Consider the following 14282-nt stretch of genomic DNA (forward strand, 5'->3'; position numbering starts at 1 on the left):
TATCTGTTCATGGCAGAGGGTGGAGCGGTGAGACGCGTGGAAACGGGTGGTGCGGCAGGCTTCTGGGCGCCCGGGAGCCGGATCCTGTGGCGGTACCGGGAGAACGGCGGCGCGCATCTGCACATCGCGCGTCCCGTCACCGTCGTACGGGACGACGCGGATCTGCTCGCCGTGTGGCTGGCGCCCGGCACCGAGTGTGTGAAGCCCGTGCTCGCCGACGGCACCCCTGTGCACCTGGAGCCGCTGGAGTCGCGTTACACCAAGCCGCGCACCGTGCAGCGCGACCGGTGGTTCGGTACGGGTGTCCTGAAGCTGGCCCGGCCCGGCGAGCCCTGGTCGGTGTGGCTGTTCTGGGATCCGGGCTGGCGGTTCAAGAACTGGTACGTGAACCTGGAGGAGCCGTTGGCCCGTTGGGAGGGCGGCGTCGACTCCGTAGACCACTTTCTGGACATTTCCGTCCATCCCGACCGCAGTTGGCACTGGCGGGACGAGGACGAGTTCGCCCAGGCCCGGCGGGACGGGTTGATGGACGACCAACAGGCGGAAAAGGTACGAGCTGCGGGGCAGGCCGCGGTGGAGGCGATCCGCGCGTGGGGGCCGCCGTTCTCGGAAGGCTGGCAGCACTGGCGCCCGGATCCGTCCTGGGCGGTACCGTCACTTCCGGAGGACTGGGATCGTACGCCCGCGCATGTGTCCTCATGAGACCCTTGCTGCGCCCCCGGGCAAGAAACGTAGGATCGTCCTCCGCAAGGGCGCGCGGTGGCAATTACCGGAGCACGCGCTGGGCTTGACCGATCGTCACCGAGGGGCGGCAGGACGTGAGCGAGGGGTACGAGGGCAACACCGGCAGGGCCTCCGCAGGCCCCCTGGACCGCAGACGGTCCGCCGGTGGCACAGGAACAACCTCTGACCACGCGGGAATTCCGTTCCTGGGGCACGTATTCCGGGTATCTGAGTTTCGGCGGGACCACCTGCACCTCTGGCGTGCAGCCCCGGACGGATGGATTCGACACGCGTGACGGAGCAGCCGACCTCCTTCGAACGCCCGCAGACGGGCATCGACCCCGCGGATCCCCGCGGGGCGCTCGCGCATACCTCGACACCGGCGCGCGCGCCCGGCTCGGGCGCCTTACCGGTGCAGGGCCGCTCCGGCGGCGACGCCACCGTTCCGGTCACGACGGCGCACACCACGCCGGGCACCTCGGAGCCGGGCACCTCCACGCCGTTCGGCAAGGGCAAGGACACCGTGAGCGACCCCGCCTCCGAGCACTCCCAGCCGGGTGCCGAGCAGACCGCCGAGCGCGAGACCCCGCGGCCGCGCCCCGCCCCCGAGGGAATTCCGGTCCAGCCGGCCGACGAGCAGGACCGGCCGGCCCCGAATCCCGAGGGGCAGGAGCGCCGCAGCGGCCAGAGCCTGCCGCCCGGCCGGCCCACGCCGATGCGGCGGGACGGCGACCGGCTCCGGTTCGTCGGCGCCGCCACCCGGCGGATCGCCCGCGGCATCGATCTCGACGAGATCGTGATGGGGCTGTGCCGGGCCACCGTGCCCACCTTCTCCGACGCGATCCTGGTCTATCTGCGCGACCCGCTGCCCGTCGGCGACGAGCGGCCCACCGGCCCGCTGGTGCTGCGGCTGCGCCGCACCGACCGGATACCGGCGGAGCGCGACACCGAGAACGGCTTCCAGCCGGCCACACAGCCCGAACCCGACGAGCTGGACACGGTCGGCGCCGAGCTGTGCGAGGTGCGGCCCGGCAGCGCGCTCGCCGAGGTCCTGCGGGGCGTGCGCCCGGTTTTCACCGACGCTCCCGCGGCCCGTGCCGCGCTGCCCGAACTGCTCGGTGAAGGCGGCGCATTCGCCGTACCGGACGGACAGCGGGCGATCCTCGCCCCGCTGCGCGGCCGGCGCCGGGTCATCGGCGCCGCCCTGTTCCTGCGCCGCCCCGAGCGCGTCGCCTTCGAACCGGACGACCTGCTGGTGGCCGCCCAGCTGGCCACGCACAGCGCCCTGGGCATCGACAAGGCCGTGCTGTACGGACGCGAGGCGTACATCGCGGACGAGCTCCAGCGCACCATGCTGCCCGAGACGCTGCCCCGCCCCACCGGTGTGCGGCTCGCCTCCCGCTACCTGCCGGCCGCGGAGACCGCACGCGTCGGCGGCGACTGGTACGACGCGATCCCGCTGCCCGGCAGCCGGGTCGCCCTGGTCGTCGGTGACGTCATGGGCCACTCCATGACCTCGGCCGCCATCATGGGCCAGCTGCGCACCACGGCCCAGACCCTCGCGGGCCTCGACCTGCCGCCGCAGGAGGTCCTGCACCACCTCGACGAACAGGCCCAGCGCCTCGGCGTGGACCGCATGGCGACCTGCCTGTACGCCGTCTACGACCCGGTATCGCACCGCATCACCATCGCCAACGCCGGTCACCCGCCGCCCGTCCTGCTCCACCTGGGCGGCCGCGCCGAGGTGCTGCGCGTGCCGGCCGGTGCCCCCATCGGGGTCGGCGGCGTCGACTTCGAGGCGGTGGAGCTGGACGCGCCCGCCGGCGCGACCCTGCTGCTGTACACCGACGGCCTGGTGGAGTCGCGCCTGAGGGACGTGTGGACCGGCATCGAGCAGCTGCGCGAGAAGCTCGCCGCGACCGCGCAGCTCACCGGCCCCGACCATCCGCCGCCCCTCGAGGCGCTCTGCGACGAGGTGCTCGACATGCTCGGCCCGGGCGACCGGGACGACGACATCGCGCTGCTCGCCGCCCGCTTCGACGGGATCGCGCCCAGCGACGTGGCGTACTGGTTCCTGGAGCCGGAGGACGCCGCCCCCGGCCGGGCCCGCCGGCTGGCCCGGCGCGCGCTGCAGCGCTGGGGCCTGGAGGAACTCAGCGACTCCGTCGAGCTGCTGGTCAGCGAGGTCGTCACCAACGCCGTGCGGTACGCGACCCGGCCGGTCACCGTGCGCCTGCTGCGGACGGATGTCCTGCGCTGCGAAGTGGGGGACGACGTCCCGCAGTTGCCGCGCCTGCGGCAGGCCCGCGCCACCGACGAGGGCGGACGCGGGCTGTACCTGGTGAACCGGATGGCCCGGCGCTGGGGCGCGACCCGGCTCAGCACGGGCAAGGTCGTCTGGTTCGAGCTCAACCGCAACTGAACGCGCGGATCACAGCGAAGGGGCGCCCGGCATGATGCCGGGCGCCCTTTCGCGTCTCCTACTCCTCGTCGCCCGGCTTGACCGGGTCGAACGGGTCGCCGTCGGTCGGCGGTGTCGTCTCCGGGGCCGTCGGCGGGGTGAAGGTCGGCGGTGACGTCGACGGAGTCGGCGGCGGCGAGCTGCTCGGCTCCTCCGTCGTCGGCGGCGGGGACGACGACGGCTCCTCGGTGGTCGGCTCCTGGGTGGGCTCCTCGGTCTCCGACTGCGTGGGCGTCGGCGTCCACGTCGGCTGGACGGCAGCGCCCTGCTGGGTGTCCAGGTCGAACTTGGTGACGTCGCCCATGACGCCGAAGGTGTACGCCGCCCAGATCCGCGCCGGGAAGCCACCGCCGTCGACGCGGGGCTTGCCTGCGGCCTTGTACATCGGGACCTGCTTGTACGGGGGCTTGTTGTCCTCTCCGAACAGGCCGACCGAGGTGACCAGGCCGGGCGTGTAGCCGGTGAACCAGGCCGACTTGTTGTTGTCGGACGTTCCCGTCTTGCCCGCGACCTGCTGGCCGTCGCGCTCGGGGTTGTTGCGCACGGAGTCCTGGGCGGTGCCGTCGTCGACCACGCCGGTCAGCACCGAGGTCACCGAGTCGGCGGCCTCGGGGCTGATGACCTGGTCGCCGACCGGGTCGGGCATGGTGACCGTCTGGTTCAGGTGCTCCGCCGACTTCACGAGGGCCGGCGTGACCTTCTTGCCGTGGTTGTCGAGGGTCGCGTAGACCCCGGCCATCTGCAGGGGGCTCGCGCCCATGCTGCCCAGGGTCTGAGCGGGCACGGCCTCCATGTTCTCGGTGTCCATGCCGAGCTTGCCTGCGACGTCCACCACGTCGGACATGCCGACGTCGACGCCCATCTGCGCGAAGACGGAGTTGACGGACTTGTTCATCGCGGTCTGGACGCTGATGGGCCCGTAGTTCCGGTCGTCCTCGTTCTCGGGGGCGAAGCCGACCTTGCTGCCGTCTTCCATGACCTGGCGCTTGCTGGTGCCGTCGTAGACCGTCTTCGCGGTGATCGGCTCGCCGTCCTGCGTCTTCGCCCGCTCCTCCAGGGCCGCGGCCAGGATGACCGGCTTGAAGGTGGAGGCGGGCTGGTAGTCGGTGCGGGTCGCGTTGTTCACGTAGTGCTTGAAGTAGTCCGCGCCGCCGTACATCGCGACCACGGCGCCCGTCTTCGGGTTCACGGACGCGGCACCGGCCTGCACGTCCGCGTCGACCTCGCGCTTGTCGGGGTCGAGTTCGCTGTTCAGCTGCTGCTGGACGGACTTCTCCAGCGCGGCCTGCTTCTTCTTGTCGACGTTCAGCGTGATGGTCCAGCCGCCGGCGTTGACCAGCGCCTCGGCTTCCTTGCGGCTGCTCGCGGTGCCTTCCGCGACGAGTTGCTTCTCCAGGGTCGCGTTGGCCGCGTTGACCAGGTAGCCCTTCTGGCCCTCCATGCCGGGGGCGGGCCTGGGCTCCTTCGGCACCGGGAACTTCATGGCGTCACGCTCGGACTGGCTCAGCCAGCCCTCCTCGACCATGTTCTTCAGGACGTAGTTCCAGCGGGCCTTGACCAGCTTCTTGCCGCCCTCGGAGGCGACCGCCCAGTCGTACTGGCTCGGGGCCTGGAGCAGCGCGGCGAGGTAGGCGCCCTGCGCGACCGTGAGGTCCTCGGCGTCGGTGCGGTAGTAGGCCTGGGCGGCGGCCTGGATGCCGTAGGCGTTGCGGCCGTAGTAACTGGTGTTGATGTAGCCGGCGAGGATGTAGTCCTTGGACTTCTCCCGGTCCAGCTTCAGCGAGATGACCAGTTCCTTCAGCTTGCGCGTGACGGTCTGTTCCTGCGTCAGGTAGTAGTTCTTGACGTACTGCTGGGTGATCGTCGAACCGCCCTGGGCGCCGCGGCCGGAGAGCGTGTTGAACACGCCGCGGGCGGTGCCCTTGAGGTCGACGCCGGCGTCCTTGTAGAACGTCTTGTTCTCGGCCGCGACGAAGGTCCGCCCGACCTCCTTGGGGACCCTGGACAGGTCGACGACCTCACGGTTGACCTTGCCGTCGCGGGCCATGATCGAGCCGTCGCTGTACTTGTAGATGTTGCTCTGCCGCTTGGCGTCGGCGTTCCCCTCGGGAATGTCGATCACCATGTACAGCACGATGAAGGCGCCCATGCCGAGCAGGCACAGGCCGAAGAAGGTGCCGAGGATCTTCTTCCAGGTGAAGAGCCTGCGTATGGCGCCCTTCCCGGCCGCGGCCGACGAACGGTGGCTCTTGGGTGCCGCCCGGCGCCCACCGCGCTGTCGGGCGCGTCTCTCTTCCGCTCGTCCCATGGGTCCGATCCGCTCCGCTTCGTTCAAGTGTGCTCACACGTCACACAGGTTCGCCGCTCAGGTCAGCTCAGAAAGCTAACACCGGGAGATAAGAGATAGGGCTGCCGATCCGGCCCTTTGCGGACGTGACAATCAGCACCCATCCCAACGGAACCGACGTTCGAGACACCCGAAGGGTTGCCAGGACGCGATAAAGTGATATCACTTAGATAGACGGATGCTATGCAGGATGGCTCCGCGGAAAGAACGGGGGATTCACCCATGTCCACACACGACACGCAGGTCACCGCCGACGTACCCGAGATGCCGGCCCCACGCGTACGGGAGTTCACCGCGCACAGCATCGGCGGCGGGCTCGCCCTGCTCCTCGGCCTGCTCGGACTGCTGGCCGGCGCCGGGCTGATCGCGGCCGCCACGGCGGTGAACGGGACCGGCGCGAAGGCCGGCCTGATCATCGGCGGCATCCTGGTCGCCCTCGCGGCGTTCCTGGCCATGTGCGGGCTGAACATGGTGGCGCCCGGCGAGGCCCGTGTCGTCCAGCTCTTCGGCCGCTACCGGGGGACGATCCGGGAGGACGGTCTGCGCTGGGTGAACCCGCTCACCTCGCGCACCAAGATCTCGACGCGGGTCCGCAACCACGAGACCGCCGTCCTGAAGGTCAACGACGCCTACGGCAACCCGATCGAGCTCGCCGCGGTCGTGGTGTGGCGGGTCGAGGACACCGCCCAGGCCACCTTCGAGGTGGACGACTACATCGAGTTCGTCTCCACCCAGACCGAGGCGGCCGTGCGGCACATCGCCATCGAGTACCCCTACGACGCGCACGAGGAGGACGGCCTCTCGCTGCGCGGCAACGCCGAGGAGATCACCGAGAAGCTCGCCGTCGAACTGCACGCGCGCGTGGAGGCGGCCGGCGTGCAGATCATCGAGTCGCGCTTCACGCACCTCGCGTACGCCCCCGAGATCGCCTCGGCGATGCTCCAGCGGCAGCAGGCCGGAGCGGTCGTCGCGGCCCGGCGCCAGATCGTGGACGGAGCGGTGGGCATGGTCGAGGCCGCGATCGCCCGGATCACCGAGCGTGACATCGTGGAGCTGGACTCCGAACGGAAGGCGGCCATGGTCTCCAACCTCATGGTGGTGCTGTGCGGGGACCGCGCCGCGCAGCCGGTCCTCAACACCGGGTCCCTCTACCAGTGACCGTCCCTCCCGAGGGTCCGGGCCCTCAGCGCCGGCCGCAGCAGCAGCGCAAGCAGGTGCTGCTGCGGCTGGACCCGGCGGTGTACGAGGCGCTGGCCCGGTGGGCCGGGGACGAGCTGCGGTCGGCGAACGCCCAGATCGAGTTCCTGTTGCGGAAGGCGCTGGCCGATGCCGGGAGGCTGCCGCGGGAGACCGGACCACTACCCCGGCGTGGGCGGCCACCCGGGGGCTCCGCCACCGGACCCCCGTCGGACTGAACGGCCTCGCCCTCGATCGCCGGTCGGGCGGGGAGTTGCAGAACTGTGACAACCCGGCCCGACCTGCACACTCGTACCATCCGCCACGTTCTACACACCCGGCGTATACATGCGGCGTATACACGGTGCGTAGAGTGCTCGGCATGTCCATCGGTCACACTCTTCTGGGGCTCCTGGAGTCCGGCCCGCGGCACGGTTACGACCTGAAGCGGGCCTTCGACGAGAAGTTCGGTCACGACCGGCCGCTCCACTACGGCCAGGTCTACTCGACGATGTCCCGCCTGCTGAAGAACGGCCTCGTCGAGGTCGACGGCATCGAGGCGGGCGGCGGGCCGGAGCGCAAGCGGTACGCGATCACCGAGGCCGGCATCACCGACGTCGAGCGCTGGCTCGCGACGCCGGAGAAGCCGGAGCCGTACCTCCAGTCGACCCTCTACACCAAGGTCGTCCTCGCGCTGCTCACCCACCGCGACGCAGCCGACATCCTCGACACCCAGCGCTCGGAGCACCTGCGCAGCATGCGGATCCTCACCGACCGCAAGCGCAAGGGCGATCTGGCCGACCAGCTCATCTGCGACCACGCCCTGTTCCACCTGGAGGCCGACCTGCGCTGGCTGGAACTGACCGCGGCTCGTCTGGAGAAGCTCCGTGAGGCGGTGACCCGGTGACCATTCCCGCTGGTTCGCTGCTCGCCGCCCGGGACCTGCGCAAGGTGTACGGCCCGACCACCGCGCTCGACGGCGCCGAGTTCTCCATCCACCCGGGCGAGGTCGTCGCCGTGATGGGCCCCTCCGGCTCGGGCAAGTCGACACTGCTGCACTGCCTCGCCGGGATCGTCATGCCCGACTCGGGCTCGATCACCTACCACGGGCGGGAGGTGACCGGGATGAGCGACGCCGAGCGCAGTGCGCTCCGGCGCTCCGAGTTCGGGTTCGTCTTCCAGTTCGGCCAGCTCGTGCCGGAACTGACCTGCGTGGAGAACGTCGCGCTCCCGCTGCGTCTGAACGGGTCGTCCCGCAAGGAGGCCGAGCGGACCGCGCTGGCGTGGATGGAGCGGCTGGAGGTCGACGAGCTGCGCAAGAAGCGGCCCGGCGAGGTGTCCGGCGGTCAGGGGCAGCGCGTCGCCGTCGCCCGCTCACTGGTGACGAACCCGCGGGTGATCTTCGCCGACGAGCCGACCGGCGCGCTCGACTCGCTCAACGGCGAGCGCGTGATGGAACTGCTCACCGAGGCCGCCCGGTCCACCAACGCGGCCGTGGTGCTCGTGACGCACGAGGCCCGGGTGGCCGCCTACTCCGACCGCGAGATCGTCGTACGGGACGGGAAGTCCCGCGACATGGAGCGCGTCGTATGAGCACACGGCAGTGGGCGCGGGATCTGGGCATGGGAACCCGGTACGCCTTCGCCGGCGGGCGCGAGGGATGGACCCGGGCGCTGCTCACGGCCGTCGGTGTCGGGCTCGGTGTGGCGCTGCTGCTGCTCACCACCGCCATCCCGAACGCGCTGGCGGAGCGGGACCGGCGCGAGGAGGCGCGCAGCGACCACACCTTCAGCCAGCAGAAGATACCGAAGGCGGACAACACCCTGGTCGTCCTGGACGCGGACACCACCTTCCGCGACCTGGACGTCCGCGGGCGTCTGCTGGAGCCGGAGGGTCCGAAGGCCCCGCTGCCGCCGGGGGTTTCGGAGTTCCCCGCGGCGGGCGAGATGGTCGTCTCCCCCGCGCTGAAGGAGCTGCTCGCCTCCGACGAGGGGAAGCTGCTGCGGGAACGGCTGGACTACCGGGTCACGGGCACCGTCGGCGAGCAGGGGCTCGTCGGCTCCCAGGAACTCGCCTACTTCGCGGGCGGCAAGGGGCTCGTGAAGCAGCTGGAGGGTGCCGCCAGTGGGGCCCGGATCGACAGCTTCGGCAACGACGATCTGGGGTCGTCCGACCCCTGGGACCCGGTGCTGATCCTGCTGGTCCTGGTCGTCTTCGTGGTGCTGCTGATGCCGGTCGCCGTGTTCATCGCCGCGGCCGTGCGGTTCGGCGGCGAGCGGCGTGACCGCAGGCTCGCGGCCTTGCGGCTGGTCGGCTCCGACAGCCGGATGACGCGGCGGATCGCCGCCGGCGAGGCCCTGGCCGGATCCGTGCTGGGACTCGTCCTCGGCACCGGGTTCTTCCTGCTCGGGCGACAGCTGGCGGCCACCCTCGAGGTGTTCAGCGTCAGCGTTTTCCCGAGCTATCTGAACCCCTCTCCCCTGCTGGCCGCACTGGTCGCGGTGGCGGTGCCGACGGCCGCCGTGCTGGTGACCCTCTTCGCCCTGCGCGGGGTGGTCATCGAGCCGCTCGGTGTGGTGCGTACGGCCAAGCCGGCGCGCCGCCGGCTGTGGTGGCGGCTGCTGCTGCCGGCGGGCGGGCTCGCGATGCTCTTCCCCATGGTCGGGCAGGGCCGCGACGGCGGAACCTTCAACGAGTACCTCGTCGTCGGTGGAGTCGTACTGCTGCTCGTCGGCGTCACGGCCCTGCTGCCCTGGATCGTGGAGACGGTCGTCGCCCGGCTGGGCTCCGGCGGGATCGCCTGGCAACTGGCGGTGCGCAGGCTCCAGTTGAGCAGTGGTACGGCGGCCCGCATGGTCAACGGCATCGCGGTGGCCGTGGCGGGCGCGATCGCACTGCAGATGCTGTTCGCCGGAGTGGAGGGCAGCTACACCGAGCAGTCGCGGTACGACGTCTCCCGGGCCCAGATGCAGGTGCAAGTGCCGAGGGGTGTCGAAACCGCCTCGGCGGCCGGGGAGTTCCGCGACACCGAGGGGGTACGGAAGGTCACCGCGCTGAACGAGGGCTATCTCGGCGGTCAGCGTGGCGACGACGGGGACTCCTACGTCCAGATCACCGTCGCCGACTGCGCCTCACTGCGCGAGGTGGCCACACTGCCGTCCTGCCGCGACGGTGACGTCTTCGCCGTCAAGGGCGGGGAGTACGACACCGACACGGCCAAGCTGGCCAAGCCCGGCAACACCCTGTGGGCCGACTCCGGGGACACCACCACGTCCGACGATCGCTGGACCGCCTGGACCGTGCCGCAGGACATCCGGCACGCCCAGTCCCGCGAGGACCCCACCGGAGACAGGCGTGGCGGCATCCTCATCACGCCCAGCGCGCTGCCCGAAAACCTCGGGTCGTTCACCTCGGCGCAGCTCTACCTGAGCCTCGACCCCACCGTGCGGGACGCTCAGGACTACGTGCGCAACACGGCCGCGCGTCTCGACCCGGTCGTCCAGCCCATGACCTGGCAGAGCATCGAGAGCAACGAGCGTTACGCCACGATCCGCACCGGCCTGTCCGTCGGCGCCGCGTGTGTGCTGGCGCTGATCGGGGCGAGCCTGCTGGTCTCGCAGCTGGAGCAGTTGCGCGAACGCCGCAAGCTGCTGTCGTCGCTGGTCGCCTTCGGCACCCGGCGCCGCACCCTCAGCCTGTCGGTGCTGTGGCAGACGGCGATCCCGATCGGTCTCGGCCTGCTGCTCGCCGCGACGGTGGGCATGGCCCTGGGCGCGGTCCTGCTGCGGATGACGGACACCTCCGTCCGGGTGGACTGGCCGAGCGTGCTGTCGATGACCGGCATCGGCGCGGGGGTCGTGCTGGTGGTGACCCTGCTGAGCCTGCCGCCGCTGTGGAGGCTGATGCGGCCGGACGGCCTGCGGACCGAGTAGGTCTTCGTACGGGCCGCTGCCCGTACGGATCGTCAGGCCTCCTGGCCGACGACCCGTACGGACAGCGGCCGCAGTGCCTGCCGCAGTGCCGCGGCCAGTTCCTCGTACTCGGCGCCGCGCGCCGCCCCCGCCCGCATCGCCAGGGCGATACGGCGGGTGGGGGCCGGGTCGGCGAAGTACCCGGTGAGGAGCTGGTCGCTGCGGGAGGTCTCGACCGTGAGGGCGGTGCGCGGCAGCAGCGTGACACCGAGCCCGCCGGCGACGAGCTGCACCAGTGTGGACAGCCCGGCGGCGGTCGTGGTGACCGGCACGTCGTCGCGGCCGGCCTCCCGGCAGATGTCGAGGGCCTGGTCGCGCAGGCAGTGCCCCTCGTCCAGCAGCAGCAGGTTCAGCTCGCGCAGCGCCTCGCGCGGAATGCCCTCGCGCCCGCCGAGCCAGTGGTCGAGCGGGGTGACGAGCACGAAGTCCTCGTCGAACAGCGGCAGTTCGGTCACGCCCGGGACGCCGAGCGGCACCGCGAGCAGCAGCAGGTCGAGCCGTCCGCTGGTGAGACCGTCGAGCAGGCTGGTGGTCTGCTCCTCGTGCACCTGGAGGTCGAGGTGCGGATACCGTTCGTGGACGAGCCGCAGGACCGTGGGCAGCAGATAGGGCGCCACCGTCGGAATCACCCCGAGCCGCAGCACCCCGGTGAACGGGGCCCGCACCGCCTCGGCCTCCTCCATCAGTGCGCCCACTTCGCCCAGCACCGCCTTGGCCCGCACGGCGATCCGCTCGCCCTCGGGTGAGAGCAGCACCTTGCGCGTCGTACGCTCCAGGAGCGTCACTCCGAGTGTCTCCTCCAGCGCCGACACGGCACCCGAGAGGGCGGGCTGGCTCATGCCGATCGCCCCGGCGGCGTCCCGGAAGTGCAGATGCTCGGCCACGGCCGCGAAGGCACGCAGCTGGGCGAGGCTGGGCTGCCTGCGCTTATTACCCACAGTCACTAATAACTACCTCCGATCAACCCGACCGAGTGTAGCTATTTCCGTAATCAATCGACGCTGTGCCAACATCAACACCGTCCAACCCATGGGAAACGCCCGCAATCCGGGTGTTTCTTCGCTGCAAGGAGAGTGTGTGCTCACCGTCGGTGACAAGTTCCCCGAGTTCGACCTGACCGCCTGCGTCTCGCTGGAGAAGGGCGCGGAGTTCGAGCAGATCAACCACAAGACCTACGAGGGTCAGTGGAAGGTCATCTTCGCCTGGCCCAAGGACTTCACCTTCGTGTGCCCGACCGAGATCGCCGCCTTCGGCAAGCTGAACGAGGAGTTCGCCGACCGCGACGCGCAGGTCCTCGGCTTCTCCGGTGACTCCGAGTTCGTCCACCACGCCTGGCGCAAGGACCACGACGACCTGCGTGACCTGCCGTTCCCGATGATGGCCGACTCCAAGCACGAGCTCATGCGCGACCTCGGCATCGAGGGCGAGGACGGCTTCGCCAAGCGCGCGGTGTTCATCGTGGACCAGAACAACGAGATCCAGTTCTCGATGGTGACCGCGGGTTCGGTCGGCCGTAACCCGAAGGAGGTCCTGCGGGTCCTCGACGCCCTGCAGACCGACGAGCTGTGCCCCTGCAACTGGAGCAAGGGCGACGAGACGCTCGACCCCGTCGCGCTGCTGTCCGGGGAGTGATCTTAGATGTCCCTCGACAACCTGAAGTCCGCGATACCGGACTACGCCAAGGACCTGAAGCTCAACCTGGGCTCGGTCATCGGCAACTCCGACCTGCCGGCCCAGCAGCTTTGGGGCACGGTGCTGGCGACGGCCATCGCGTCGCGCTCCCCGATCGTGCTGCGCGAGCTGGAGCCGGAGGCGAAGGCGAACCTGTCGCCGGAGGCGTACACGGCGGCGAAGGCCGCGGCCGCGGTGATGGCGATGAACAACGTCTTCTACCGCACGCGTCACCTCCTGTCGGACCACGAGTACGGCACCCTGCGCGCGGGCCTGCGGATGAACGTCATCGGCAACCCGGGCGTCGACAAGGCCGACTTCGAGCTCTGGTCCTTCGCGGTCTCCGCCATCAACGGCTGCGGCATGTGCCTCGACTCGCACGAGCAGGTCCTGCGCAAGGCCGGTGTCGACCGCGATGTCATCCAGGAGTCCTTCAAGATCGCGTCCGTGATCCAGGCGGTCGGCGTGACCCTGGACGCCGAGGCGGTCCTGGCGGAGTAACTCCCGGCCGCAGGCGATGAACTGCAGGGCCCCGTCCCCTGGGCATGGTGGACGGGGCCCTGTTGCATGTCCTCGTTCATGTCCTCGGGCTACTCCGGCGGCGGGTCCGGGGCAGGCTGCTCGGCGCTCACCGCCGTGGCGCCCCGCGGCCGTACCGAATGCCGCAGCGCCGACTCCCGTGAATACGCCCGCAGATACCCGGCCACCGTGTTCGTCACCGCGACCAGCGGCACGGCGACCACCGCACCGCCGATCCCGGCCACCATCCCCCCGCACGCGACGGACAGCACCACCGCCAGCGGATGCACCCGCACCGCCCGCCCCAGGATGAACGGCTGCAGGATGTGGCCCTCGATCTGCTGCACCGCGAGCACCACCGCCAGCGTCATGACGGCCGTGAACACCCCCTGGGTGACCAGCGCCACCACCACGGCCAACGCCCCGGACACCACGGCGCCCACCAGCGGGATGAACGCGAACAGGAAGATGAACACCGCCAGCGGCACGGCCATCGGCACATCGAGGAAGTAGATCCCCAGCCCGATGAAGATCGCGTCGATCAGCGCGACGATCACCGTGCCCCGCACATACGCCGTCAGCGTCCGCCACGCCGCCGGCCCGGCCCCGGCCACTCCCGGCCGCGCCGCCGCCGGAACCAGCTTCAGCGTCCACTCCCAGATCCGCTTGCCGTCGTAGAGCAGGAACAGGGTGGAGAAGGCCGCCAGCAGGATCCCGGTCAGCGCCTCGACGACGACCGTCACGCCCTCCAGGCCCGCCGAGGTGATCTGGTCGGTGTTCGCGCCGACCGCCTCACGCAGGTTCTTGGCGATCTCGTTGATCTGCTTGTCCGTGACGTGGAACGGGCTGTTGAGCAGCCAGTTCCGCAACTCGTCGATGCCGTCCTGGATCTGGCCCGAGAGGTCGTCGATGTTCTCCATGACCTGCCAGGTCACGAACCAGCCGATCAGCCCCATGATGACGAAGCCGAGGATCGCGGTCAGCGCGGTGGCCGGCCCGCGCGGCACTCCGAGCCGCCGCAGCCTCCCCACGGTCGGGTGGAGCAGCGCGGTGATCAGCAACGCGCTCACGAACGCCAGTACCACCAACTGGACGGCGCTGATGACCCGCATCAGCACCCACAGGGTGCCCGCGAGGATGAGCAGCCGCCAGGCGGCCTCCGCCGCGACCCGCACCCCCCACGGCACGGCCAGCGCGGGATCGGGCCGGGCGGGAACGTCGGGCGCGTAGTCCGGGGGCGGCGGCACGTACTCGTCGGCCCCCGTCCGGGACTCGGCTTCGCCGCGCTCCCGTTCGGCCTCTGCGCGGCGCTCGTTCCACTGCTCGCTCATCTCGGTCAGTCCGGCGCCGAGCCGGCCGAGCCACCCTGGCACTCGCGACATGATCCGACCGTACATGGCGCGAGCCCCACACC

Annotated in this window: 12 protein-coding genes; 9 read left to right on the forward strand and 3 right to left on the reverse strand. The window is 70.5% G+C overall.

Going from position 1 to position 14282, the window contains the following annotated elements; all coding sequences use genetic code 11:
- Positions 1–9: 9 nt before the first annotated feature.
- Positions 10–702, forward strand: coding sequence for a cytidylyl-2-hydroxypropylphosphonate hydrolase (gene fomD / locus OG542_RS14110; protein ID WP_328411105.1), 693 nt, complete (start codon positions 10–12; stop codon positions 700–702).
- Between the two features lie 298 nt (positions 703–1000).
- Entirely contained in the window at positions 1001–3145 is a 2145-nt protein-coding gene (locus OG542_RS14115; protein WP_311127545.1) for a SpoIIE family protein phosphatase, read from the forward strand.
- Positions 3146–3203: 58 nt separating this feature from the next.
- Here the strand turns inward: OG542_RS14115 and OG542_RS14120 are convergent, their stop codons facing one another.
- Positions 3204–5492 (reverse strand): transglycosylase domain-containing protein, encoded by a 2289-nt coding sequence (locus OG542_RS14120; RefSeq protein ID WP_328411107.1) that lies wholly within the window; start codon positions 5490–5492, stop codon positions 3204–3206.
- 261 nt (positions 5493–5753) lie between these two features.
- Here OG542_RS14120 and OG542_RS14125 point away from each other — a divergent pair, with 261 nt between their 5' ends.
- The 5 genes from OG542_RS14125 (at position 5754) to OG542_RS14145 (ending at position 10639) form a co-directional block, all read left to right on the forward strand.
- Positions 5754–6689, forward strand: a complete 936-nt coding sequence (locus OG542_RS14125) for an SPFH domain-containing protein (protein WP_328411109.1) — start codon at positions 5754–5756, stop codon at positions 6687–6689.
- Positions 6686–6946 carry a type II toxin-antitoxin system antitoxin gene (locus OG542_RS14130; protein WP_311127543.1) on the forward strand — a complete coding sequence of 87 codons (261 nt, stop codon included), beginning with the start codon at positions 6686–6688 and terminating at the stop codon, positions 6944–6946. The genes OG542_RS14125 and OG542_RS14130 overlap by 4 nt, the downstream gene beginning before the upstream one ends.
- Before the next feature lie 143 nt (positions 6947–7089).
- On the forward strand, positions 7090–7614 hold the full coding sequence (locus tag OG542_RS14135) for a PadR family transcriptional regulator (protein ID WP_193481175.1): 525 nt from the start codon (positions 7090–7092) through the stop codon (positions 7612–7614).
- Positions 7611–8300, forward strand: a complete 690-nt coding sequence (locus OG542_RS14140; protein ID WP_184590926.1) for an ABC transporter ATP-binding protein — start codon at positions 7611–7613, stop codon at positions 8298–8300. The genes OG542_RS14135 and OG542_RS14140 overlap by 4 nt, the downstream gene beginning before the upstream one ends.
- Entirely contained in the window at positions 8297–10639 is a 2343-nt protein-coding gene (locus OG542_RS14145; protein ID WP_328411112.1) for an ABC transporter permease, read from the forward strand. The genes OG542_RS14140 and OG542_RS14145 overlap by 4 nt, the downstream gene beginning before the upstream one ends.
- A gap of 32 nt (positions 10640–10671) precedes the next feature.
- Here the strand turns inward: OG542_RS14145 and OG542_RS14150 are convergent, their stop codons facing one another.
- The gene (locus OG542_RS14150) at positions 10672–11622 is read right to left on the reverse strand and encodes a LysR substrate-binding domain-containing protein (protein WP_328411114.1); all 951 of its coding nucleotides are present in this window, start codon (positions 11620–11622) and stop codon (positions 10672–10674) included.
- Between the two features lie 133 nt (positions 11623–11755).
- Between OG542_RS14150 and OG542_RS14155 the strand changes: the two genes are divergently transcribed.
- Together OG542_RS14155 and OG542_RS14160 are read left to right on the forward strand one after the other, a co-directional pair.
- Positions 11756–12310, forward strand: a complete 555-nt coding sequence (locus tag OG542_RS14155; RefSeq protein ID WP_184590931.1) for a peroxiredoxin — start codon at positions 11756–11758, stop codon at positions 12308–12310.
- A gap of 6 nt (positions 12311–12316) precedes the next feature.
- The gene (locus OG542_RS14160) at positions 12317–12850 is read left to right on the forward strand and encodes an alkyl hydroperoxide reductase (RefSeq protein ID WP_193481179.1); all 534 of its coding nucleotides are present in this window, start codon (positions 12317–12319) and stop codon (positions 12848–12850) included.
- 89 nt (positions 12851–12939) lie between these two features.
- Here the strand turns inward: OG542_RS14160 and OG542_RS14165 are convergent, their stop codons facing one another.
- Positions 12940–14250: an AI-2E family transporter gene (locus OG542_RS14165; RefSeq protein ID WP_328411116.1), complete on the reverse strand. Its 1311-nt coding sequence runs from the start codon at positions 14248–14250 to the stop codon at positions 12940–12942.
- Positions 14251–14282 lie beyond the last annotated feature (32 nt).

Origin of the sequence: Streptomyces violaceus, assembly GCF_036014075.1 — a bacterium.
Classification (GTDB): domain Bacteria; phylum Actinomycetota; class Actinomycetes; order Streptomycetales; family Streptomycetaceae; genus Streptomyces; species Streptomyces violaceus.